17 protein-coding genes are annotated in these 22,532 nt (G+C 69.1%); 11 read left to right on the forward strand and 6 right to left on the reverse strand.

Annotated elements, in window-relative coordinates:
- Positions 1-23 precede the first annotated feature (23 nt).
- A complete protein-coding gene (locus tag D7Y04_RS31900) occupies positions 24-1,016 on the forward strand; it encodes a hypothetical protein (RefSeq protein ID WP_121761711.1) in 993 nt (330 codons plus the stop codon).
- 218 nt (positions 1,017-1,234) lie between these two features.
- Here D7Y04_RS31900 and D7Y04_RS31905 read toward each other — a convergent pair whose 3' ends face one another.
- Complete coding sequence (locus D7Y04_RS31905) at positions 1,235-2,686, reverse strand: glycoside hydrolase family 6 protein (RefSeq protein ID WP_121761712.1); 1,452 nt, start codon at positions 2,684-2,686, stop codon at positions 1,235-1,237.
- 136 nt (positions 2,687-2,822) lie between these two features.
- Positions 2,823-3,788 carry a DUF4440 domain-containing protein gene (locus tag D7Y04_RS31910; RefSeq protein ID WP_121761713.1) on the reverse strand — a complete coding sequence of 322 codons (966 nt, stop codon included), beginning with the start codon at positions 3,786-3,788 and terminating at the stop codon, positions 2,823-2,825.
- A gap of 182 nt (positions 3,789-3,970) precedes the next feature.
- Here D7Y04_RS31910 and D7Y04_RS31915 point away from each other — a divergent pair, with 182 nt between their 5' ends.
- Complete coding sequence (locus D7Y04_RS31915; RefSeq protein WP_121761714.1) at positions 3,971-6,421, forward strand: acylase; 2,451 nt, start codon at positions 3,971-3,973, stop codon at positions 6,419-6,421.
- Positions 6,422-6,495: 74 nt separating this feature from the next.
- Here D7Y04_RS31915 and D7Y04_RS31920 read toward each other — a convergent pair whose 3' ends face one another.
- Positions 6,496-6,693, reverse strand: a complete 198-nt coding sequence (locus D7Y04_RS31920; protein ID WP_121761715.1) for a YceI family protein — start codon at positions 6,691-6,693, stop codon at positions 6,496-6,498.
- Positions 6,694-6,979: 286 nt separating this feature from the next.
- Here D7Y04_RS31920 and D7Y04_RS31925 point away from each other — a divergent pair, with 286 nt between their 5' ends.
- Positions 6,980-7,711, forward strand: a complete 732-nt coding sequence (locus D7Y04_RS31925) for a hypothetical protein (RefSeq protein WP_147477229.1) — start codon at positions 6,980-6,982, stop codon at positions 7,709-7,711.
- 12 nt (positions 7,712-7,723) lie between these two features.
- Here the strand turns inward: D7Y04_RS31925 and D7Y04_RS31930 are convergent, their stop codons facing one another.
- On the reverse strand, positions 7,724-8,311 hold the full coding sequence (locus D7Y04_RS31930; RefSeq protein WP_120599034.1) for a regulatory protein RecX: 588 nt from the start codon (positions 8,309-8,311) through the stop codon (positions 7,724-7,726).
- A 107-nt stretch (positions 8,312-8,418) separates the two neighbouring features.
- The gene (locus tag D7Y04_RS31935; RefSeq protein WP_304988643.1) at positions 8,419-9,303 is read right to left on the reverse strand and encodes an AraC family transcriptional regulator; all 885 of its coding nucleotides are present in this window, start codon (positions 9,301-9,303) and stop codon (positions 8,419-8,421) included.
- Positions 9,304-9,424: 121 nt separating this feature from the next.
- On the opposite strand from D7Y04_RS31935, the gene D7Y04_RS31940 reads away from it, so the two are divergent.
- From D7Y04_RS31940 to D7Y04_RS31960, 6 genes are all read left to right on the forward strand, one after another.
- Positions 9,425-10,189: an SDR family oxidoreductase gene (locus D7Y04_RS31940; RefSeq protein WP_121761718.1), complete on the forward strand. Its 765-nt coding sequence runs from the start codon at positions 9,425-9,427 to the stop codon at positions 10,187-10,189.
- A gap of 108 nt (positions 10,190-10,297) precedes the next feature.
- Positions 10,298-10,723: a YciI family protein gene (locus D7Y04_RS31945; protein WP_120599031.1), complete on the forward strand. Its 426-nt coding sequence runs from the start codon at positions 10,298-10,300 to the stop codon at positions 10,721-10,723.
- Positions 10,724-10,747: 24 nt separating this feature from the next.
- Positions 10,748-12,082, forward strand: coding sequence for a hypothetical protein (locus D7Y04_RS31950; protein ID WP_121761719.1), 1,335 nt, complete (start codon positions 10,748-10,750; stop codon positions 12,080-12,082).
- An 82-nt stretch (positions 12,083-12,164) separates the two neighbouring features.
- The gene (locus tag D7Y04_RS45920; RefSeq protein ID WP_233601662.1) at positions 12,165-12,602 is read left to right on the forward strand and encodes a hypothetical protein; all 438 of its coding nucleotides are present in this window, start codon (positions 12,165-12,167) and stop codon (positions 12,600-12,602) included.
- Positions 12,603-13,331 carry a hypothetical protein gene (locus D7Y04_RS45925; RefSeq protein WP_233601663.1) on the forward strand — a complete coding sequence of 243 codons (729 nt, stop codon included), beginning with the start codon at positions 12,603-12,605 and terminating at the stop codon, positions 13,329-13,331. It abuts the gene before it with no gap.
- 82 nt (positions 13,332-13,413) lie between these two features.
- Positions 13,414-15,003 carry an SDR family NAD(P)-dependent oxidoreductase gene (locus tag D7Y04_RS31960; protein ID WP_120599682.1) on the forward strand — a complete coding sequence of 530 codons (1,590 nt, stop codon included), beginning with the start codon at positions 13,414-13,416 and terminating at the stop codon, positions 15,001-15,003.
- Between the two features lie 10 nt (positions 15,004-15,013).
- Here the strand turns inward: D7Y04_RS31960 and D7Y04_RS31965 are convergent, their stop codons facing one another.
- Complete coding sequence (locus tag D7Y04_RS31965) at positions 15,014-16,186, reverse strand: glycosyl hydrolase (protein WP_121761720.1); 1,173 nt, start codon at positions 16,184-16,186, stop codon at positions 15,014-15,016.
- A 166-nt stretch (positions 16,187-16,352) separates the two neighbouring features.
- Between D7Y04_RS31965 and ileS the strand changes: the two genes are divergently transcribed.
- Positions 16,353-20,096 carry an isoleucine--tRNA ligase gene (ileS, locus tag D7Y04_RS31970; protein WP_121761721.1) on the forward strand — a complete coding sequence of 1,248 codons (3,744 nt, stop codon included), beginning with the start codon at positions 16,353-16,355 and terminating at the stop codon, positions 20,094-20,096.
- A gap of 185 nt (positions 20,097-20,281) precedes the next feature.
- A complete protein-coding gene (locus D7Y04_RS31975) occupies positions 20,282-22,507 on the forward strand; it encodes a TonB-dependent siderophore receptor (protein WP_121761722.1) in 2,226 nt (741 codons plus the stop codon).
- The last annotated feature ends 25 nt before the right edge of the window (positions 22,508-22,532 follow it).

Genomic DNA, 22,532 nt, shown 5'->3' on the forward strand with positions numbered 1-22,532 from the left:
CCCAGACGCGACAGGAGACGTCGATGGCTCTCGGAATTGGCTCCAAGCTCGATTCGGTCATGGCCCGCATCCGCCAGGCCGCGGAGCAGGCCCGCGCGGACATGGCGGCGGCCGCCCAGTCCGTGAAGGAGCCCCTGCCGGACGCTCCGGACGCCAAGGCGGTCAACCCCGCTGAAGGCCGCTACCTGGACTCCTTCGAGGAGGAGCGCGCCCAGAAGATGGGCATGCCGTCCCTGGCCGCCCCCCCGCCTCCGGGCACGGATCCGGCCGCCAGCGCCATCCCCACCAACGAAGCGACGCAGGCCCAGAAGGAGCAGGGCTGGAACGCGCCGCAGACGACCGTGGCGCAGACGAGCAAGAAGGGCTGCGCGGAGGCCACCCTCACCTACCTGGAGCAGTCCAGCGCCGAAGAGGCCGCCCCGCTGACGCAGCAGGAGGCCCGCGAGAAGGTCCGCAACAAGGCGGACACCATGACCACGTCGGTGAAGGACCGCGTGGACGTGAACCTGGATGACGGCGCGACCGCGGACGAGATGGGCGCCATGCTGGGCAGCATGGGCATCAAGGTCACCAACGGCTTCGACGAGTGCAACACGGACGCGCTGAGCGGCGCGCTGAAGAACGGGCAGATGGCCCTGGCACTGGTGGACTCCAACGCCCTGCTCAACACGACGCTGGCGGAGGGCGAGAAGGGCCCGGACAGCGGCGAGCTGCACTGGCTCACCATCGACGGCGTGAACCCGGGCAAGAGCAAGAGCACGGACGACGACCTCTACCGTGTGCGCGACCCCGTCAACGGCGCCTACTGGGTGAAGGCCAGCGACCTGAAGAAGAGCATCTCCCAGGCGCAGGAGCAGCACGGCAGCGGCGGCGTGATGACGGTGAAGAAGGACGGCACCGCGAAGACGACCGAGCAGCGCGAGGCCCTGGCCCAAGCCAACCTGGAGCGCACCCAGCCCCTGGGCAAGGGCAACGGCGGAGCCAGCCGGCGCCTGAGCGTGGGCGAGTCCAGCTAGGACCCGCGCATCCCAGTGTCGTCCCAACGCCTTCCCCAGCCTCGCGCCAGGGAAGGCGTTTTCACGTCGTGAGGACTACAGGGGCTCGCCCACCACCAGCGTGACGGGACCGATACTCTGGACGATGCACGGGTTGCGAGTGCCCCCCTGGATGATGCTCTTCAGCCGCGCCTCCGGCCACTGCGCGGAGCCCTGCTCGTACAGCCACCGCGAGGAGCTCAGGTGCCGTCGATGAGGCGGTTCGCCAGGTCCGGGCTGAACTGTCCGGCGGGCGTGCCCGGAGCAATGCCGCACTGGCCATCCGAGTCCCCCGGCGTCTTCACCCACAGGAGCATCTCCGCGCCGCCGCCCGTCTGCGACGTCACGCCCAGCTTGCGGCCACCGGGGTTGCACCACTCGCCGTTGGAGCCGTTGCCGTTGCGGCTGGTGTCGATGGTGTACTGCCGCGTGTAGCCGTAGCGGCTGTTCAGCGCGGCGTTCACCGCGTTGCCGTACGTGGTGGACTGAGCGGTGGGATAGAAGTTGGAGACGTTGAGGGAGAAGCCGCGCACGTTGCGCACGCCCGCGGACTCCAGACGCTGCGCCATGGTGTCTGCGGCGATCCAGCTCGCGTTGCCGCCGTCCAGGTACGTCCAGGTGTTGGGCGCGCGGTCGCGCAGCTGCTCGGAGGCATAGCGGATGAGGCCCAGCCGCGTGGTGCGCTCCGCGTCGTTCGGGAGGCAGTCGAGCTGCGCGACGGCGTCCGGCTCCACGATGACTACCGCCGGCCGGTTGCCGATGGCCGTCGCGAAGGCGGAGATCCAGGTGCGGTACGCGTCCGCGCTGCCCGCACCACCGCCGGAGTGGCTGCCGCAGTCACGGCCGGGGATGTTGTACGCCACCAGCACGGGCAGCTTGTCCGCAGTGTCCGCCGCGGCCACGAAGTTGGACACATCCTGGGCGATGTTGCCGTTCCAGTTGCCGAACCAGCGAGCCATCGGCTTCGAGGCGATGGACGCGTTGATGCGCGCCGCGCGGCCATCACCGCTGTTGTTGCGCGCCCACACCGCGGGGTTGGAGTTGGGGTCCACGTAGAAGCCGCTCGTCATCGCCACCGGACCGGAGCCGGTACCGCTCTCGGTGGTGAGCGAGATGTCATCCAGCCGCACGGTGACGGCGTTGGCGCGGCCGCCCAGCTGGAACGTCACCTGCCCCTGGCCGGACGAGAACGAGGACGTGAAGGGAAACGAGAACCGGCGCGACGTGCCATCCAGCGTGAAGGTCCGCGTGAGCGTGGCCGTGTACGGCGCCACCTCCTGCTGCACGGTGGTTTGCGCGGTGATGGTCGCCGTGGCGGTGGCGGTGAACGCCAGCGTGTACGTCTTCCCGGCGGTGAGCGTCAGGCCGCTCTGTCCCACGATGGCGTCCCACGGGTTCGCCGTGTTCGCAGCCACGTCCACACGCCACTTGCCGCTCTCCACATACGACTGCGTGCTGACGTTGTTCCACCACGGCGCCACCGAGCCGGAGTTGAAGGTGCCGTTCGTGAGCAACTCGGTGAGCGCGGCCTTCTGAGCGGTGAGTGCCGGAGCTTCAGGAGCGACGGGCTCGGCCGGGCCACCACAGGCCGCGAGCGCGAACAGCGGAACGAACGACAGCGACAACCGACGCACGGAACGAGGGGTACGCATGAAGGGGAACTCCTCACCACGGGGGAGCTCCCTTCTTGCGGTGCGTCAGTCCGGAATACAAGACTAAACAGCTATTTCAGCTATTGACGGAATATTGCTGAAACATTCACGCCGAGGGGCCAACCACGGCGATGTGTCACGGCCCCTGAGGGCCGGGGCTGGAGTTGCCGCCGTCGGTGACGTAGCGCCACTGGCCGTCGGCCTGCCGGCGCCAGACGGTGAGGTACTTCACGTGGTCCACCTCCGGCTGGCCCTTCTCGTCCTTGCCCGTGGCGATGGCGCGGCCCACCGTGTACGCGAGGTCGCCAGAGCCCGCCGCGTCTCCCAGCACCGGCTCCCAGCGCAGGTCGATGGCCTCCAGCGTGAACGGCGCGTACGCCTTCGCGATGGCGTCATGGCCGAAGATGCCCGCGGATCCGAGCGGCATCACCACGTCCTCCGCGGCGTAGGCGGCGAAGGCCTTGCCCATGCCCTCGGACGTGGACATGGAGGAGAACGCGCGGTCCGCGGCCTTCGCCTCCTCCAGCGCCTGCGCGGGCGCGAGCGCGCGCGGCTCCGGCGCCGGCAGCGTGGACGAAGGAGCGAAGCCCGCGGGCGCCGTCATCGCCGTCTTGGCTGCGTTGAGCACCGCCACCGCCACGCGCCACTGCCCGTCTGGCTGACGCTTCCACGCGGTGATGTAGCGCGAGGACGGCCGCACCGACGTGCCGCCCGACTCCACGGACACGTTGCCCACCGAGTACCCCAGCGTCCCGTCCGCGCTGACGTCCCAACGCACAGGCGCCCAGCGCACCTTGCCCTCCGCCTCCAGCGGATGCGCGGCCAGCCACGCGCGGATGGCCTCCTTGCCCTTCGGCGCGTACGTGCCGTCCACCAGCAGCACCGCGTCGTCCGCGACGAAGTCCGAGAACGCCTGCGCCGAACCGGCCTTCTCCGCCGCGTCCGACATGGCCTGGTCCGCCGCCCTCAAACCCGCGCGCAAATCCTCCAGCGACTGCCGCGCCGTCCCGACCTCCGCGCCCTGCCCGGAGGCCTTCGCCCCACCACACCCCAGGGTCCCCAACGCCGCGACGACGAGCGCGCCCGCGAACATCCGTTTCATGTGCTGGTTTCCTTTCGTGAAACACCGGGCCCGCGCGCCATGACCGGCACTCCGGGCTCCCAGGCCGCAGCCATACACGTAAACACGGGATTCCGCTCGGCTCGCGGCCCGGCGCGATCCAGGAGTGATGCGTTTCTACAATTAGAAGGGAATTTCTCCTCGCCGTGAAAGGAATCCCTCGAATGGATGGACGTAACGGAAGGACCGGCGGCGCCCGGCTGCTGCCGCTGACGGCGCTGCTGCTGGCCACCGGGTGTGAGCCGCGCACCGCGACGCCTCCGGCGCCGGAAGGCTCCACGGCGGAGATGAAGCTGGGAGCGGGCAGCCTCTCCGCCACCGTGCGCAGGACCGCGCACGGCATTCCCCACGTGCTGGCGGACGACTTCGCGGGCGTGGGCTACGGCTACGGCTACGCGTTCGCGCAGGACAACTTCTGTGCGCTGATGGACGCGCTGGTGACGGTGAATGCCGAACGCTCGCGCTACTTCGGGCCGGACGGCACGTACCTGGCCGCGCTGGGCAGCCAGTACAACAACCTGAAGAGCGACTTCTTCTACCAGGCCATCAACGACGACGGCACGGTGGAGGCACTGCTGGCGAAGCCGCCGCCCCTGGGGCCGTCCCAGGACGCGCGCGAACTGGTGCGCGGCTACACCGCGGGCCTCAACCGCTACCTGGCGGAGACCGGCGTGGACGGGCTGACGGATCCTCGCTGCAAGGGCGCGGCCTGGGTGCGCCCCATCACCGAGCGCGACCTGTACCGGCGCTACTACCAGCTCAGCCTCTTCGCCAGCTCCCTCTTCTTCCTGGACGCGCTGGTGGACGCGAAGCCCCCATCCCTCCTGCCGGACGGAACGCTGCCCCTGCCGTTGCCCGCGCCCGCCACGCTGGACCGCAAGGTGTTCCCCAGCTCCGAGACGCTGGGCCTGGGCAGCAACGCCTTCGGCCTGGGCAGCCAGGCCACGCGCAACGGCAAGGGCATGCTGCTGGCCAACCCGCACTTCCCCTGGGAAGGCTCGGAGCGCTTCTACGAGGCCCACCTCACGGTGCCGGGCAAGCTCAACGTCTCCGGTGTGAGCCTGCTGGGCGTGCCCGCCATCCTCATCGGCCACAACGAGACGCTGGCCTGGAGCCACACCGTCTCCACCGCGTACCGCTTCACCCCCTTCGAGCTGAAGCTCATCCCGGGCTTCCCCACGAAGTACCTGTACGACGGCCAGATTCGCGACATGACCACCCGCACCGTCACGGTGCAGGCGAAGGCGGCGGACGGCTCGCTCACGCCGCGGCAGCACACCTTCTACCGTTCGCACCTGGGCCCGATGATGGAGTACCCGTCCGGCCTGATGACGTGGAACGGCCTCACCGGCTACGCGTTCCATGACGCCAACGCCTCCAACCTGCGCCTGCTGGACGCCTTCTTCGCCATGGACCGCGCGGCGAACGTGGAAGAACTGCACACGGCGCAGGCCACCTGGCAGGGCATCCCGTGGGTGAACACCATCGCCACGGACGCGCAGGGCCGCGCGTACTACGCGGACATGAGCGTGGTGCCGCACGTCACCGACGCGAAGCTCTTGCGCTGCGTGCTGTCCCCCATCCCGCTGCTGGTGCTCGCGAGCGCGGGGCTGCCGGTGCTGGACGGCTCGCGCTCCGACTGCGCGCTGGGCAGCGACGCGGACGCGGTGGAGCCGGGCATCTTCGGCCCGGGCAGCCTGCCGCGCCTCACCCGCGCCGACTACGTCACCAACTCCAATGACAGCTATTGGCTGCCCAACCCCGCCCAGCCGCTCACCGGCTTCCCGCGCATCCTGGGCGGTGAGAAGAACGTGCGCAGCCTGCGCACCCGCCTGGGCCTGAAGATGGTGCAGGGCCGCATCGCGGGCACGGACGGACTGGCGGGCCAGGGCTTCACGCTCGAGCAGCTCCAGACGGTGATGTTCAACAACCGCAACTACTCCGGCGAGCTGCTGCGCGACGCCGCGGTGTCGCTGTGCCGCCGCACGCCCTTCGTGCTGATGCCGGACCTCTCCTTCGAGGACCTGCGCCCCGCCTGCCCCGTGCTGGCCGCGTGGGATTTGAAGGGCGACCTGGACAGCCGGGGCGAGCTGCTCTGGCGCGTGTTCCTCTTCACCGCGGTGGGCGCCACCGGCGGTCCGTACCTGGTGCCCTTCAACGCGAACGACCCCGTCAACACGCCGCGCACGCTCAACACGCTGAACCCGCAGGTGGCCCAGGCGCTGGGCACCGCCATCCGCACGCTGCGCGAGCGCGGCATCGCCCTGGACGCGACGACGGGCTCCGTGCAGGGCAAGCGCAAGAACGGCATCTTCTACCCGGTGCACGGCTGCGCCCACGACGAGGGCTGCTTCAACCAGATCGCCAACCAGCTGCTGCCGGACGGCACGTATGAGCCCGTCCTGGGCTCCAGCTTCGTCATGGCCGTGTCCTTCACGGACGCGGGCCCCGTGGCGAAGTCCGTGCTCACCTACTCCCAGTCCACCAACCCGGCCTCGCCCTGGTACGCGGACCAGACGGCGATGTTCTCCCAGAAGCAGTGGGTGGACCGTCGCTACACGGAGGCGGAGATCGCCGCGGACCCGGCGCTGACCGTCACGCACCTCCAGGAGTAGTCAAAGCCAGACAGCAGGCCGAAAACGGCCCGGTGTCCCTCCACCAAGCGAGAGGGCGCCGGGCCGTGGTGTTTTCAGCCCTTCGAGGGCGTGGCCTGGATGTCCAGCTCCACCCGCACGTCCACTTCGCCCTGCATGGGGGACTGGGGATCCACCTTCAGCGTGCCGGACACGCGTTCGAAGCGGCCGTGCACGCGGGCGACCACCATGTGACGGGCAATGAAGAGCACGGCCGAATGGGCCGGATCGATGGTCCACAAAGAAAGAGACATGAGAGGGGGCTCGCGGGGGACGAGAAGAATGCTCGCGCCGGAAAGTAGCAATGGCATCACAAATCCGCAGCCCTCAATGTCGCGTCAAACACCTGCAGGGCAGGGAACCCCCCTCTGGGAAGCGCACTTTCCCAGGTCCCGAGTCTCACCCATTGTTGAACTTGATAGGGATTGCCAAGCCAATCCCTGGAAGGCAGACTTCACTTTGGGTGAAACAAGGATTCCCTTCAGGCGGCGCACTTCCGCGCCCCTTTCCGGGATTCCCACCCGAGGGGGCTCTGTGAAGATGCTTCGTTGGAGTGCGGCGGTGCTGGCGCTGTTCGTCGTGGGCTGCGGGAGCGTGGAGGAGGCCACGCTGCAGTCGGAGGCGCTGGCGACGCAGGAGTCGGAGCTGCGGGTCTGTTCCACGGACCTCGACTGCGTGTCCGGCTGTGGCTGCGAAGGTGGCCAGTGCATCTCCGTCTTCGGTCCGCCGCCGCCCGCGGGCTATTGCGACCAGGCCCCCGTGCGTGCCTGCACCACCGGGGCGGACTGCACCTCCGGCTGCAACTGCGTGAGCAACGTCTGCGTCAACGACGGCGGCTTCAGCCCGCCCGCCAACTGCCTGCTGGCGCCTCCGGATTCGTACGAGAGCGACAACACGCACACCACCGCGTCCTCGTACCTGGGCACGCCGCAGCTCAACCACTCCTTCCACCGTCAGAACGACGTGGACTGGGTGCTGGTGGCCACGCCCATCAACCAGGTGATGACGGTGGAGACCTACAACCTGCGCAACGGCCCGTGGATGCGCATCGACATCTACGCGTACAACTACGCCACCCGCACGCTGGGCTCGCTCGTGGGCAGCACGTCGAGCACCATCTGCTCGCAAATCACCCCGTCCTGCTTCGTCTACCGCGCGACGGCGAACGTCGTGGCGAACGGCGTCTACGCGGTGAAGATCACCGACACGCGCGGCCGGCCGTCGGGGTCCGACTACACGCCCACCGCGAAGTACGACCTGAAGATGTACTGAGCCCCAGCGCCGTCAGTCGCGGGGCGGCAGGTCTTCCGCCGTCCCGTCGATGACGCGCTTCGCGATGGTGAAGGAGAAGCCCGCGCGGGCGAGCGCCGCCAGGTCCTTCTTGCGGTTCTCCTCGCGCGTGCTCAGGTCGCGCCGGAAGGGGCCCAGCCGCTTCTTGCGCGCCCAGATGCGGGCGGCGGCGTCCTCGGGCACGTCCTGGGTGGCCTCCGCCAGCTTCTCCTGCACCAGCTCCGGCGCCACGCCCTTCATGCGCAGCTTCTGGGTGATGACGCGGGCGCTGCGGCCGGACGCGCGCAGCGAGTGCACGCGCGTCTCCGCGTAGGTCCGGTCGTTGACGAGGCCGTTGCGGATGAGCTTCTCCGCCAGCGCATTCACCCAGCCCACGGCCTCCGCGCGGTCGGTGCCGTGGAACTTCACGGAGCGGTCCACCCGGCGCATCAGCACGCGCTTGAGCTGGCTCACCGTGGCCGCGTACCGCTTGAGGTAGTGCAGCGCCGCGTTCTCCAGGTAGCGCTGCGACACCTTCCGGGGCGGCTTCGGTTTGCGAGGTTCCCGGCGGCGGTCCGGGTCCCTGTCGGTGGGATCATCCATGGCGGGACAGCTCTACCACCGGGGTCCGACGCATGGGGCCGCGTCCGGCGCCCCTCCAGGTCGTCCGCCCGGGGACTGGCCGCTCGGCGGGTCTCCGTGAAGGCTCGTCACGATGCCGCCTGCTCCCGCGCGTAATGCGTGGGCGGCAGTCCGACGTGGCGGGTGAAGGCCACGCTGAAGGTGCTCGCGGAGCTGTAGCCGACCTGCTCCGCGACCTCGGCGACGGTGACCTCCTGCTTGCGCCTCAGCAGGTCCTTCGCCAGGGCCATGCGCCAGCCGAGCAGGTACTCCATCGGGGCCACGCCCATCGCGCGGTTGAAGCGCTCGAAGAACGAGGAACGGGACAGCGCGGCCTCCTTCGCCAGCTGCGCCACGGTCCACGCCTGGGTCGGGCGCTCGTGCATCCGGCGGATCGCGACAGACAAGCGTTCGTCGGCGAGCCCGCGCAAGAGACCCGGAGATGCCGCGGTGCCCGCCGAGGAGCGGAGCGCTTCGATGAGGAGCACCTCCAGGAGGCGGGAGAGGATGACGTCGCGCGCGGGCCGCTGTTCGCGGGACTCCTCCCTCACGAGCTCCACGAGGGTGGCGAGCCTCCGCTCACCGCGAACGTGCACGAACCGAGGGAGGAGCGAGACGAGCAGGTGCGCGTCCGGTGAGGCGAAGACGCAGTGGCCCACCAGCATCCGGACGTCCGGCGCGGCGCTGGGGTCGCCATGGCGGATTTCGCCGTCGGGCAACATGACGTGCGCGGGGTCGCGCTTCCCCTTCGGAGGTTCGACGCTCGACACCGTGAACTCGAGCGCCGAGGGAACCAGGACGAAGTCCCCCTTCTGGAGCGTCACGGGCGCGCTTCCCGTGACCGCGAGGCGACACAGCCCCTCGAGGACCGCGCAGTAGAAGGTCCGCCCGGGATCCGAGCGCCGCACGCGCCACAGGCCCGCCCCGCTGACGCGCTTCGAGAACGGCGCGCCCGGTTGGAGCAGCGTGACCACTTCAGCGAGCGGATCGACCAGGGCTGGACTCCTGCGAATGAAATCTGGACTCCCTGTTGTAGCACGTCCGGTTCCGGCTCCGTATATCCGTCACCGAAGCCACCACCGCGAAGGAGCCACCATGAAGACGATTCTCATCACCGGATGCTCGACTGGATTTGGCCTCGAGACGGCCCGCTACTTCCTCGAGCGGGACTGGAAGGTCATCGCCACGATGCGCACGCCGCGCGAGGACGTGCTGCCCCACTCCGAGCACCTGCGCGTGCTCCCGCTCGACGTCACCGACCCGGCGAGCATCCGCAAGCTGGTGGAGGACGCCGGCCCCATCGACGTGCTGGTCAACAACGCGGGCATCGGCCTGATGAGCATCTTCGAAGGCACCTCGATGGAGACGATCCGAGGCACCTTCGAAACGAACACGTTCGGCGCCATGGCCGTGACCCAGGCGTTCCTCCCCCAGTTCTCGCGACGCAAGGCCGGGGTCATCGTGAACGTCTCGTCGAGCACGACGCAGAAGCCGCTCCCGATGCTCTCCGTGTACACCGCGAGCAAAGCAGCGCTCAACGCGTTCACGGAGTCGCTCGCGTTGGAGCTGCAGTCCGTCGGTGTGCGGGTGAGCCTGGTGATTCCGGGGCGGTCCCCGGAGACGCCCTTCGGCCAGAACGCCCGGACCCGGATGCAGGACCAGGGCGTCACCGTCCCCGAGCCGTACGCCGACTTCGCGCGGAGCTTCCTCGAGCGGATGAAGGGGCAAACCTCGGATCCGGTCACCCGGTCGCTCGACGTGGCGGAGGTCATCTGGCGCGCGGTAAACGAGCCCTCGCTTCCGCTCCGCCAGCCCGCCGGCGCGGACGCCGTGGAGCTGGAGCGGACCCGCTTGAACTGAGCCCGGGGGTTGCGCTTCAAGCGCACCGGCTCGTGAAATACCCGTGTCGATCCGCCGCACGGCCGTTCGTCGTGCGGATGGAGCCACACCTCACACCCAGGAGCCCCCATGCGCTTCATGCTCATCCCCCGCCCTTCCACCCTCGAGCCCACGCACTCGGACGCGCCCTTCGACGAGGCCGTCTTCATCGCGCAGATGAAATTCAACGAGGAAATGCACAAGGCCGGAGTGCTCGTCGCCTCGGAAGGCCTCAGCCCCTCCCCGGGCGCGCACGTCGTCTTCAAGGACGGCAAGTCCAGCGTGAAGGATGGCCCCTTCGCGGAGACGAAGGAGCTCATCGGCGGCTTCTACGTGCTGGAGGTGAAGTCGAAGGAGGAGGCCATCGAATGGGCCCGCCGCTATCCGGGCGGCATGGGCAACGACGACGTGATGGAAGTCCGCCCCCTCACCGGCGCCGGAGACATCCCGCCGGAGCTGGTGACGCTCATCGAGAAGGTGGCTCCCACCTGGAGCCAGACCTTCAAGTCGTCGTGATGAACGGAGACTAGAGTCCGCGCCATGACCTCCGCCACCCCGTCCCTGGCCTCGTCCGCCCCGCCCGCGCGAACGTGGGTCCACCGTGCGCTGAGGCTCTTCGTTCCGGTGGTGGGGGTCCTCGGGCTGTTGTCACTGGTCACCTACTACCGGATGCACCCGGACCTTCCGTTCATCCGGTCAGACGGCTACGGCTACCACCTCTACCTCACGGCCGCCTTCGTCCAGCACGACCTGTCCTTCCGCACCGAGGCCGCCGAGTGGGGCGCGGACCTGGACTACAACATGGGGCTCACGCGGGATGAGACCACCGGCCGCTACCTGAACCGCTTCCCTCCGGGTCAGGCCCTGCTGATGCTGCCCGCCTTCCTGGCCGCGCACTTCAGCGCGCCGCTCCTGGGGTTCCGGCAGGACGGCTTCTCGCTGCCCTACCATTTCGCGGCGGCGCTCAGCGGACTGTGCGCGCTGCTCATCGGGCTGACGCTGCTGCGCAGGGCCCTGGAAGCGCTCTTCCCCGCCGGAGTGGTGCTGGCGACCCTGACCGTCGTCACCTTCGGCACCAACCTGTTCCACTACGGCACCGCGGACGCCATCTTCAGTCACGTCTATTCCTTCGCCCTCTACGCCGCGCTGCTCCTCCTGGTGCCCGCGTGGTACCAGGCGCCCACGGTGCGCACGTCGCTGCTGCTGGGCGCGGTGGCGGGCTACATCATGCTGGTGCGGCCCCCCAACGGGCTGGCGCTCGTCCTGGTGCCGCTGTACGGCGTCTATGACGGCCTGACGCAGCGGACGCGGCTGGCGTTCCTCTGGAAGCACAAGGGCGGCGGCGCGCTGGTGCTGCTGGCGATGGGCGCGGTGCTGAGCATCCTGTTCTTCTACTGGCACTACGCCACCGGCCGCTGGGTGATGTACTCCTACCGGGGCCAGGGCTTCGAGTTCACCCAACCCCAGTTCCTCGCCGTCCTCTTCAGCCTCCGCAAGGGGCTCTTCTTCTGGACGCCGGTGTGGCTCTTCGCGGTGGTGGGCTTCGTGCGGGACCGGGAGCACCTGCGCGACTACCTGTTGCCGGTGCTGCTCTTCTCCCTCTTCCAGGTCTACCTCACGGCCGCTTGGTGGCACTGGCCCTATGGCCTGAGCTTCGGCCACCGCGCCTTCACCGAGGGCAGCGCGTTCTTCGCGCTGGGCCTCGCGGGCTTCCTCGCGCACCTGGAGCGCTCCGCGGTCCGCAAGGCCGTGAGCGCGGTGCTGGCGTTGCTCGTCGCGTACGAGCTGTTCTTGATGGTGCGCTACTGGCAGGGCCGGCTGCCGGGAGACCGGACCACGTGGGCCCAGTACCGGAGCCTCTTCACGCTCCCGTAGGAAGCCTCCCCGCCCGCCCTGCATGGGAGGAGGAGGCCCACCGGACCCTCCCCGTCCCACACACGTCTATACTGCGGCGCGCATGTCCACCCTGCCCGCCCCCGCCCTCGAAGCGTCCGCAGCCCCGGCGTCCGTGCGCTTCCAGGGGCTGTGGCTCTTCTCGCCCCGGGCGGACCTGAGCATCCTCGTGCTGCCCACGCTGCTGATGCTCGCCTCCGTGTGGCTCGCGAGCCTCACCGGCGAGGGCTCGCAGGGGTTCGCCCAGTCCATTGGCCGGTGGACGTCGCAGTACGTCTTCCTCAACGGCACGCACGTCATCCTCACCTTCCTGTTGGTGGGCACGCGGCGCGAATTGCTGCACACCACGCCCCACCAATCCCGGCTGCTCGTGGGCGGCGCGTCGGCGGTGTTCGCGCTCACCTTCGCGCTGCTCTGGTACGGGGACAACTACGCGCCGCTGCTCGCGCTGCTGCTGGGCGCGGGCATCCACGTCCTCGCGGCGCACCACACGCTGTCGTAGGTGAAGGGGCTCTGGGCGCTGCACGGCCTCCGGGCCCGCGCCGCGGGCGCCCCGCCCCTGTCCGAGTCCGAGCGCACGCTCCAGCGCCAGTTCGTCCCCGTCGCGCTGACCTTGATGATGCTCCGCTCACTGGCCCTGCCCGTCACCAGCGCCCTGGGCTCGCGGCCGATGATCAACATCGGTCAGGCGGAAGCAGGCTCGCTGCCGCACGGACTCACCTGGGTGTTGCTCGCGGTCTGGTGCGTCTTCGCCGCGAAGCTGCTGCTCGCGCTGCGCGGGCCTCCGGGACAGAGCGGGCCCCGGCGCGTGTACCTCCTGGCGCACGTGGCGGTGGTGGCGGTGTACCTCGTGTGGCCGCTGTGGGGCGCCATCCTGAGCGCGTGCATCCATGGTCTGGAGTACTTCTTCCTCACCGGCCGCATGCTCCAGCCCACGCCAGGGGAGACCACGACCCGCCTGCGCGGCCCGCGCGTGTGGGCGGCGATGCTGGCCGTGATGGCCCCCATCATCCTGGTGGGCGTGGTCAACAGCCCCTTCGTCACCCTGGCGGACGGCGTCACCCAGGGCGCGGCGACGGCCTTCTTCCTGAGGCAGCAGCCGCTGTGGTCCCTGGGGGTCCTCGCCACCAACGCGGTGGTGCTGGCGCACTACTTCGCGGACGCGTTCCTCTACCGCTTCCGCATCCCCCGCGTGCGCGAGGTGACGCTCCCCCGCCTGGGCCTGGGCTGAAACCGGGGCCTGGCCGCTCGCCCTCCAGGCCCGCTCAAGTCGCACCTTTCCCTGGCGCGCCCGGGAGGGTAAGCACCAGGGCGTGAAGAACCTGGCCGTCGAGAACCTCCCGCCGTCGTCCCCTGAACCTGACTCGGCCCCGCCCTCCGATGTCTCCGTCGAGGACGTGCGCCGCGCCACGGCGCTGCTCAACATGCTCGCCAAGCACCGCGTGCTCTTGCACCGACTCCCAGACGAGGACCACCACGCCCTGCTGGCCGCCGCGAGCCGGCTCGTCTACCCGGACAAGGCCTCGAAGAACCGGCTCCAGAGCGCGCTCAAGAAGGAGCGTAAGGACGCGCAGCGCGCCAACGACCGGGCCGTGCGCTCCAGCACGGAGATCCGCATGCTGCGCAAGGCGCCTGTGCTCAGTCTGCCCGCGCTGCCCGCGCCGCCGCCGGAAGCGGGCCCGGAGCGCCTGCTGGAGGTGCCGCGCAAGTGCTACGTGTGCAAGGCGGAGTACCGCAAGCTCCACTTCTTCTACGACGCCATGTGCCTCCCGTGCGGGGACCTGAACTACGCCCGGCGCACGCAGCGCGCGGACCTCAAGGGCCAGGTGGCGCTCATCACCGGCGCGCGGGTGAAGATTGGCTTCCAGGCGTCGCTGATGCTGCTGCGCTCGGGCGCGACCGTCATCGCCACCACGCGCTTCCCCCAGGACGCGGTGCACCGCTACGCGCGCGAGCCGGACTTCTCGGACTGGGCCCACCGGCTCCAGGTGCACGGCCTGGACCTGCGACACGCGCCCAGCGTGGAGCTGTTCGCGCGCCACATCGAACAGACGCACGAGCGGCTGGACATCCTCATCAACAACGCCGCGCAGACCGTGCGCCGGCCACCGGGCTTCTACCAGCACCTGCTGGAGGGCGAGCTGCGCGACGCCGGCACCCTGGAGCCCCAGCTGCGCGCGCTGCTCGCGGGCCATGAGGCCTGCATCGCCGCGCTCCGTCCCGCGCTGGGCCCGGGCGAGATGGGCAACACGTCACTGCCCGTGGCGACCTGGCGCAGCGGCGACCCGGCATTGGGCATCCACTCCTCCGCCGCGCTGTCCCTGATGCCCTACGCCATGGAGCAGGAGGGCGACACGCGCGCCCTCTTCCCGGAAGGCCGGCTGGACGCGGACCTCCAGCAGGTGGACCTGAGGGCCACGAACTCCTGGCGCCTGCGGCTGGGGGAGGTGCGCACCGCGGAGATGCTGGAGGTCCACCTGGTGAACGCGGTGGCGCCCTTCATCCTGTGTGGGAAGTTGAGGCCGCTGATGCTGAAGGACCGCTCGCGGCCGGGCCACATCGTCAACGTGTCCGCGATGGAGGGCAGCTTCTCCCGAGGGACGAAGACGGACAAGCACCCGCACACCAACATGGCCAAGGCCGCGTTGAACATGATGACGCTGACGTCCGCGCCGGACTACGCGCGCGACAACATCTTCATGAACGCGGCGGACACCGGCTGGGTCACCGACGAGGACCCCGCCCATCATGCCGAGCGCAAGGTGCAGGAGCTGGACTTCCAGCCCCCGCTGGACATCCTGGACGGGGCCGCGCGCATCGTGGACCCCGTCATCACCGCCGTGAACACCGGCGAGTACGTCTGGGGCAACTTCTTCAAGGACTACCGCCCCACGAACTGGTGAGCCCCGGCCCTCAGCGCAACGCGCCCCAGTTGTAGGTCGCGTTGCTCCCGCCGGTCAGCACACGCCAGTACGTGCCGTAATAGCCATACGTGTCCTTGATGGCCTTGTAGCCACTGGACACGTTCCAGTCGTTGGGGCTCGTCGTGCCCAGGTTGTAGACGAGCGAGTCGCCCCAGATGGAGTAGATGGCCCACGGGCGCGAGTCCAACTCAGACACCGTGCCGTAACGGCTGTCACCCCAGCGCACCGGAAGCTTGTCCGTCTCCGCCAGCATGCGTGGTTTGTTGTAGCCCGCGAGCCCCGTGTAGAACTGGGCCGGGAAGTAGGGATTGCCGTGGTAGATGTCCACGCCCACCACGTCCACGCGGTCGTTGCCCGGGTAGTAGTTCCACGGGTCCCCGCCGTAGGTGCCGTCCCACTCGTACGGCGACCAGACGAAGATGAGGTTCTTCAAACCGCGCGTCTTCACCAGGTAGTCGTGCGCGATATTCCAGAGCTGCTTGTACTGAGCGGGATCCTGATTCGCCCACCAGAACGGTGACGCGCTCCCCTTCTTGTTCATCTCGTGGAAGGGGCGGTACAGCACCGGCACGCCCTGCTGCTGCAGGTACGCGAGCTTGTCCGCCGCGAAGGACAAATCCCTCAGCAGCGCCTGGTACTCCGCCGTGTTGGCCTGCCAGTTGATGACCCGGCCGAACCAGGCGTAATCCATCCATGACTGCCGGAAGTTGTTCGGCCAGCTCTTCACGGACGCGCCCGGATAGGACATGTGGAAGCTGAACCCCACGATGCCCTCGCCGTAGCTGAAGCGGTCTCGCGCGAAGCCCACCGCGTAGTCCACGTACGCTTCCGCGTAGGTGTTGCGATAGTTGCCCGGCCCGAAGTCGAACTCCACGAAGCCCGGGTGGCGGCCGGAGATGTCCCCCACCTTCACCCAGTACTCGCCCGCGTAGGCTTCCTTCTGGGCCTCGCAGTGCTGGCCCATGATGGTCTGCTTCGTCCCGCCGTTGCGGCTGTTGTTCTCCAGGTCCGTCAGCAGGTTGTAGACCTTCTGCGCCTGCGCCGTGGGTCCGGGCGTGCTCAGCGTCCGGGACACCTGAGCGCTCGCGCGGCCCGCGCCCAGGCACAGCACCAGCGCGGCCAGAAGGAAGGAAAGGGATGGCTTCGGGGGGACGTGCGTCACGCAAGGACCTCCAGTGGCTGCCCGGGGAGCATCCAGGGTGCCACCTCCGACACGTGAATTGCACGAATTTCGGCTTAGGCGAATCTATCCACCGGCGTGCGGGCGGGTTCGCAAGGCCCTGGATTCACTGCCAAAGGGCCGCTCCGGTGCTATCAAGCAGGCCACCATGCCTGAAACGCCTTCGCCCCTGTTCAACGCGGTCCCCGTGGAGATGGACTTCCCGGCCGAGGAGCGCCGCATCCTGGCCTTCTGGAAGGAGCGCGGCATCTTCGAGAAATCGCTCAAGGCGAACGAAGGCAAGCCCTCCTTCGTCTTCTACGAAGGCCCGCCCACCGCGAACGGCCTGCCCCACAACGGCCACGTCCTCACGCGCGTCATCAAGGACCTGTTCCCACGCTACCAGACCATGCGAGGCCACTACGTGCCGCGCAAGGCGGGCTGGGACACGCACGGCCTACCGGTGGAGGTGGAGGTGGAGAAGGAGCTCCGCATCCACGGCAAGGCGGAGATTGAAAAGTACGGCGTGGAGCCCTTCACGGAGCGCTGCATCGAGTCCGTGTTCCGCTACACGGGGGAGTGGGAGCGACTGACCCAGCGCATCGGCTTCTGGGTGGACCTCAACGAGGCCTACGTCACCTATCACCGAGGCTTCGTGCAGAGCGTGTGGTGGGCGCTCTCCGAGCTCTACAAGAAGGGCCTGCTGTACCAGGGCCACAAGGTGGTGTGGTGGTGGCCGCGCGGCGGCACCGCGCTGTCCGCCGCCGAAGTGGGCCTGGGCTACAAGACGGTGGACGACCCCAGCGTCTACGTGGCCTTCCCGCTGCGCGACGCTCCGGACACGTCGCTGCTCATCTGGACGACGACGCCCTGGACGCTGCCGTCCAACATGTACGCGGCCGTGAACCCGTCCGTGGACTACGTCACGGTGGACGCGGGCGACCGCAAGCTCATCCTCGCCGCCGCGCTGCGCGAGGAACTGGCCAAGAAGCTGAAGAAGGACCTGCCCGTGCTGTCCACGCAGAAGGGCAGCGACCTGGTGGGCAAGCGCTACACGCCGCCCTTCGACACGTACTTCGCGAAGGAGGCGGACGCCACGCTGCCCCTGAAGGACGGCGGCTCGGACACGGTGGGCTGGCGCGTGATTCCGGCGGACTTCGTCACGCTGGACAGCGGCACGGGCATCGTCCACACGGCGCCCGCGTTCGGCGAGGACGACTACAAGGCCTACCGCAAGGACGCCACGCGCTTCCAGGACCCGGACGCGCTGGGCATGCGCTGCGCGGTGAAGCCGGACGGCACGTTCTCTGAAGAGGTGCCGCTCGTCGCCGGCCGCTTCGTGAAGGACGCGGACAAGGACCTGCAGCGCAACCTGAAGGAGCGCGGGCTGCTCATCCACACGGAGCAGTACCGCCACGAGTACCCCTTCTGCTGGCGCGCGGACGAAGACCCGCTCATCCAGTACGCCCGCCCCGCCTGGTACATCCGCACCACCTCCGTCATCGAGCAGGCCAAGGCCAACAACCAGCAGGTCAACTGGGTCCCGGAGAACATCAAGGACGGCCGCTTCGGCGACTTCCTGGCCAACAACGTGGACTGGGCCCTGTCGCGCGAGCGCTACTGGGGCACGCCGCTGCCGCTGTGGATCCACTCGGAGACGGGTGAGACGGAGGCCGTGGCCTCCATCGCGGAGCTGCGCCAGAAGCCGGGCAACAACGTGGCCGCCGTGGAGGCGGAGCTGAAGGCGTTCCTCGCTGGCAAGCCGCACGAGTCCAACGCGGAGCACCTGCTGGTCCACAAGCCGTGGATCGACAAGGTGACGTACGAGAAGGCCGGCTCCGGAGGGAAGTTCCAGCGCGTCCCGGAAGTGGTGGACGTGTGGTTCGACTCCGGCTGCATGCCCTTCGCGCAGTGGGGCTTCCCGCATGCGGAAGGCAGCAAGGAGACCTTCAACCGCGCGTTCCCGGCGGACTTCATCTCGGAGGCCATCGACCAGACGCGCGGCTGGTTCTACTCGCTGCTGATGGTGAGCACGCTCCTCTTCGACGAGGAGACGCAGAAGCGCATGGGCCTGACGCCCAAGCGTGAGTGGCCCATGCCGTACAAGAGCTGCATCGTGCTGGGGCACGTCTCCGACAAGGAGGGCAAGAAGGAGTCCAAGTCCAAGGGCAACTACACCCCGCCGGAGATCATCCTGGACGAGGTGCGCATGGACTTCGCGGTGCTCAGCGCCACGGAGGCCGGCGTCCCGGCGGAGCCCGGCGTGGCGCTCATCGCGCGCGAGGACCTGGAGGGCCTGGACACGCAGGAGGGCGCGAAGGTGCTGCTCTTCCGCCCGGACCGGCCGGACGCGCCCGTCAGCGTCACCGTGAAGGTGCACAAGAAGCTCAAGCGCCGCGTGGTGCTGCTGGCGCCGCAGGAGCTTCAGCAGCTGGGCGTGAAGCCCTCCGCGCGCGGCGTGGACGTGATGCCGGTGGAGGTGCCCCGGCTGGCGGCCACCGAGCGCGTGGTGCTCAAGGACCCCGCCACCAAGGCGCCGGGCGCGGACGCGTTCCGGTGGTTCTTCTACGCGGCCAGCCCCACCTGGTCCAACACGCGCCACTCGCTGGCGAACGTGCGGCTGTTGCAGAAGGACTTCCAGGTCAAGCTGCGCAACGTCTACTCGTTCTTCACCATCTACGCGAACATCGACGGGTTCAACCCGGCGAAGGGCACCGCGTCCAGCACGGAGGCCCCGTGGCTGGCCATCCGCAAGAGCCAGGGCTGGCGCGAGGTGAAGGCCCGGCCGGTGCTGGACCGGTGGATCCTCTCCGAGGTGCAGCTCACCCTGCGCGACGTGGCCAAGGCGCTGGACACGTACCAGGTCTACGACGCGGCCCAGCGGATGGTGGCGCTGGTGGACGCGCTGTCCAACTGGTACCTGCGCCGCAGCCGCGAGCGCTTCTGGGCGCCGGGCTTCGAGCAGGACAAGCAGGACGCGTACTTCACGCTCTATGAAGCGCTGACGACCATCACCGCCATGTCCGCGCCCTTCATCCCGTTCTTCGCGGATGACATGTGGGGCAACCTGGTGGGCAAGCCGTGGGGCGCGGCGCAGCCGGAGAGCGTGCACCTGGCGAGCTTCCCGGACGTGGACGCGAGCCTCATCGACGAGGGGCTGGCCGCGGAGATGGGCGCCGTGCGCGAGCTGGTGTCGCTGGGCCTCAAGGTCCGCACGGACAACCGGCTCAAGGTGCGCCAGCCGCTGTCGCGCGCGGACGTCATCCTGTCGCGCCGCGAGCTGACGGAGCGCGTGGCGGTGTACCAGGCGCTCATCAGCGACGAGCTGAACGTGCACACCGTGAAGCTGGTGGAGCCGGGCAGCCCGGAGGCGGACGTGGTGCGCTACCGCGTGCGTCCCAACCTGCGCGCCATGGGCAGCCGGCTGGGCCCCAAGCTCGCGCCGGTGCGCAAGGCGTTCGACTCGGGGGATGGCCGCGCGCTGCACCAGGAGCTGCTCCAGACGGGCAAGGTCGCCCTGAACGTGGGCGGTGAGGACATGGTCTTCCCCGCCGAGGAGCTGGAGACGCTGGTGGAGGCGCAGCCGGGCTACGCCGCCGCAGGCGGAGGCGTGGGCGTGGTGGTGATGCACACGCAGCTCACGGAAGCCCTGGTGGACGAAGGCCTGGTGCGCGAGCTGCTGGCGCGTGTGCAGGGTTCCCGCAAGGACATGAACCTGGGCTACACCGACCGGATCCGCCTGTGGGTGGACGGCGATGATCGCGTGAAGCGCGTCGTCGACGCCGCCCGCGACGAGATTGCCCGCGAGACGCTCGCCTCCGAAATCCACGTGGGCCCCCAGGGGCTCACCGGCACGGAGGAGGAGGCCAGCCTCAACGGCCTCCCCGCGAAGCTTCGCGTCGAGCGCGCCTGAAACCCGGCCCCCCGGATAGCAGGGAAAGACAGCTCCGGGTAAACACATACCCGGGGCTGTAAATGCAGACATCCGGTGTGGCGTGACGAGGACCGGGAGGGCGTGGGCGACTCCCGGCTTGCCGCCTCAGGGGGCGGGTGTTACGAGGCAGGGCGCTCCCCCTGATTTCGCAAATCATTCTCAACATGCCCACTTCGTTCCGCAGCCGTCCGCGCCGCCTCGTCCCGGGGGCGCTGCTTGGCGCCTCCATCTCCCTCGCCTCCCCTGCCCTGGCGCAGGAGCCCGCCGCGCCCCAGGAGGCCCCGGCTCCGGAGACTCCGGCGCCCGCGCAGGCCTCGAACCCGCAGCCCGCCGCCGCGCCCGCGGACGACGGCGTCTACGACCTGCCCACGGTGGTGGTGGAGAGCGAGCGCGCCAACGGCCCGGTGCAGGGCTACACCGCGCGCCGCAGCGGCAGCGGCACGAAGACGGACACCGCGATTGGCGACACGCCGCAGTCGGTGTCGGTGGTGGGCCGGGCGCAGATGGACGCGCAGCAGGTGCAGTCCGTGACGGAGGCCACGCGCTACACGCCGGGCGTGCGCTCTGACACGTTCGGCGCGGATCCGCGCAACGACTGGTTCCTGATTCGCGGCTTCACGTCCCAGGAGGGCGGCTACTTCCTGGACGGGCTCCAGCTGTACTCCAGCAGCTTCGCCACCTGGCGCCTGGAGACCTTCGGCCTGGAGCGCGTGGAGACCGTGCGCGGCCCCTCCTCCGTGCTGTACGGCGGCACGTCTCCCGGCGGTCTGCTCAACATGGTGGGCAAGCGTCCGCCGGTGGAAGGGCACATCCGGCACGTGGAGCTGAGCGTCAACGAGTTCGCCAACGGCTACGCGGCCGTGGACTTCGGCGGCGCCATCGACTCGGGCAACCACTGGCGCTACCGGGTGACGGCGCTGGCGCGTGGCGGCGGCACGCAGGTGGAGGAGACGGACAACAACCGGCTCTTCATCGCGCCGGCCCTCACCTGGGCACCGTCGGACAATACGGCGCTGACGCTGCACGGCAGCTTCCTGGCGGACCGCACGCAGGGTCAGAACTTCCTGCCGTACGTGGGCACCGTGGTGGACGCGCCCTATGGCCGCATCCCCACCGACCTCTTCACCAGCGACAAGAGCCTGGACCATTTCCAGCGCAACCAGTCCTGGGCGGGCTACGAGTTCTCCCACCGCTTCAACGACACCTTCACGCTGCGGCAGAACCTGCGCTACGCGCACCTGGACCTGGACTTCCAGACGCTCTACGGCGTGGGCTACGCGGGTGAGCCGGCGGACGCGCAGCTGTCGCGCGGCAACTTCGTCACCCGGCCGACCGCGAACCTCTTCTCGGTGGACACGCAGGGCGACGTGCGCTTCAGCACCGGCCCCGTGCGCCACCTGGTGCTCGCGGGCGTGGACTTCAAGAACTACGTGCTGAACGACGAGCAGGGCTACGAGGCCGGCGCGCCGCTGGACCTGCTCAATCCCGTGCGCGGCGACTACACGCCCACGGAGTCGCGCTACACGCTGAACCAGTCCACGCAGAACCAGCTGGGCGTCTACCTCCAGGACCAGCTGCGCATCGGCGACCGGCTGAGCCTGACGTTGAGCGGGCGTCATGACTGGGTGGGCATGGACGTGGACAACGAGCTCACGCCCACGTCGAACTACGACGGCAGCGAGAGCGCCTTCAGCGGCCGCGCGGGCCTGCTCTACCGCTTCGACTTCGGCGTCGCGCCGTACGTCAGCTTCTCCAAGTCGTTCAACCCGGTGGCCGGGACGAAGTCGGACGGCTCGATCTTCGAGCCGGAGAAGGGCCAGCAGCTTGAAGCGGGCGTGAAGTATCAGCCGGATGTGTTCCCGGTGCTGGTGGGCCTGTCGGTGTTCGAGCTGAAGCGTCAGAACTTCGTGACGACGGACGGCTCCTTCAACCAGCTGCAGATTGGCGAGGTCCGTTCGCGCGGCGTCGAGGTGGAGGCCAACGCCACGCTGACGCACGGGCTGAGCCTGATTGGCTCCGCGTCGCTGTACTCGCTGGAGATCACCGAGGGCGCGGACTTCGAGCTGGGCAAGCGCCCGGTGGGTGTGCCGGAGGTGCTGGCGTCGCTGTGGCTGGACTACACGTTCCAGGACGGAGCGCTGCGCGGCTTCGGCGCGGCGGCGGGCGTGCGCGGCGTGGGAAGTTCCTACGCGGATCGCGAGAACACGCTGGACGTGCCGGGCTTCACGCTGGTGGACGCGAGCGTGCACTTCGAGCGCGGCCCGTGGCGCGCGGCCGTCAACGCCTCCAACCTGGGCGACAAGACCTACGTGTCCTCGTGCAGCTCCGCGACGGCCTGCTTCTACGGCGAGCGCCGCCGCGCGTCCGCCACGGTCGGCTACACCTGGTAGCCATCACGCAGGCCTGAAGGGGCCT

Source organism: Corallococcus sp. AB038B (assembly GCF_003668955.1).
Classification (GTDB): domain Bacteria; phylum Myxococcota; class Myxococcia; order Myxococcales; family Myxococcaceae; genus Corallococcus; species Corallococcus exiguus.

What these genes read in the sequence shown, in the direction of transcription:
- D7Y04_RS31900 (WP_121761711.1), top strand. Translation starts at nt 24, where the DNA reads ATGGCTCTCGGAATTGGCTCCAAGCTCGATTCGGTCATGGCCCGCATC.
- D7Y04_RS31905 (WP_121761712.1), bottom strand. Translation starts at nt 2,686, where the DNA reads ATGCGTACCCCTCGTTCCGTGCGTCGGTTGTCGCTGTCGTTCGTTCCG.
- D7Y04_RS31910 (WP_121761713.1), bottom strand. Translation starts at nt 3,788, where the DNA reads ATGAAACGGATGTTCGCGGGCGCGCTCGTCGTCGCGGCGTTGGGGACC.
- D7Y04_RS31915 (WP_121761714.1), top strand. Translation starts at nt 3,971, where the DNA reads ATGGATGGACGTAACGGAAGGACCGGCGGCGCCCGGCTGCTGCCGCTG.
- D7Y04_RS31920 (WP_121761715.1), bottom strand. Translation starts at nt 6,693, where the DNA reads ATGTCTCTTTCTTTGTGGACCATCGATCCGGCCCATTCGGCCGTGCTC.
- D7Y04_RS31925 (WP_147477229.1), top strand. Translation starts at nt 6,980, where the DNA reads ATGCTTCGTTGGAGTGCGGCGGTGCTGGCGCTGTTCGTCGTGGGCTGC.
- D7Y04_RS31930 (WP_120599034.1), bottom strand. Translation starts at nt 8,311, where the DNA reads ATGGATGATCCCACCGACAGGGACCCGGACCGCCGCCGGGAACCTCGC.
- D7Y04_RS31940 (WP_121761718.1), top strand. Translation starts at nt 9,425, where the DNA reads ATGAAGACGATTCTCATCACCGGATGCTCGACTGGATTTGGCCTCGAG.
- D7Y04_RS31945 (WP_120599031.1), top strand. Translation starts at nt 10,298, where the DNA reads ATGCGCTTCATGCTCATCCCCCGCCCTTCCACCCTCGAGCCCACGCAC.
- D7Y04_RS31950 (WP_121761719.1), top strand. Translation starts at nt 10,748, where the DNA reads ATGACCTCCGCCACCCCGTCCCTGGCCTCGTCCGCCCCGCCCGCGCGA.
- D7Y04_RS45920 (WP_233601662.1), top strand. Translation starts at nt 12,165, where the DNA reads ATGTCCACCCTGCCCGCCCCCGCCCTCGAAGCGTCCGCAGCCCCGGCG.
- ileS (WP_121761721.1), top strand. Translation starts at nt 16,353, where the DNA reads ATGCCTGAAACGCCTTCGCCCCTGTTCAACGCGGTCCCCGTGGAGATG.
- D7Y04_RS31975 (WP_121761722.1), top strand. Translation starts at nt 20,282, where the DNA reads ATGCCCACTTCGTTCCGCAGCCGTCCGCGCCGCCTCGTCCCGGGGGCG.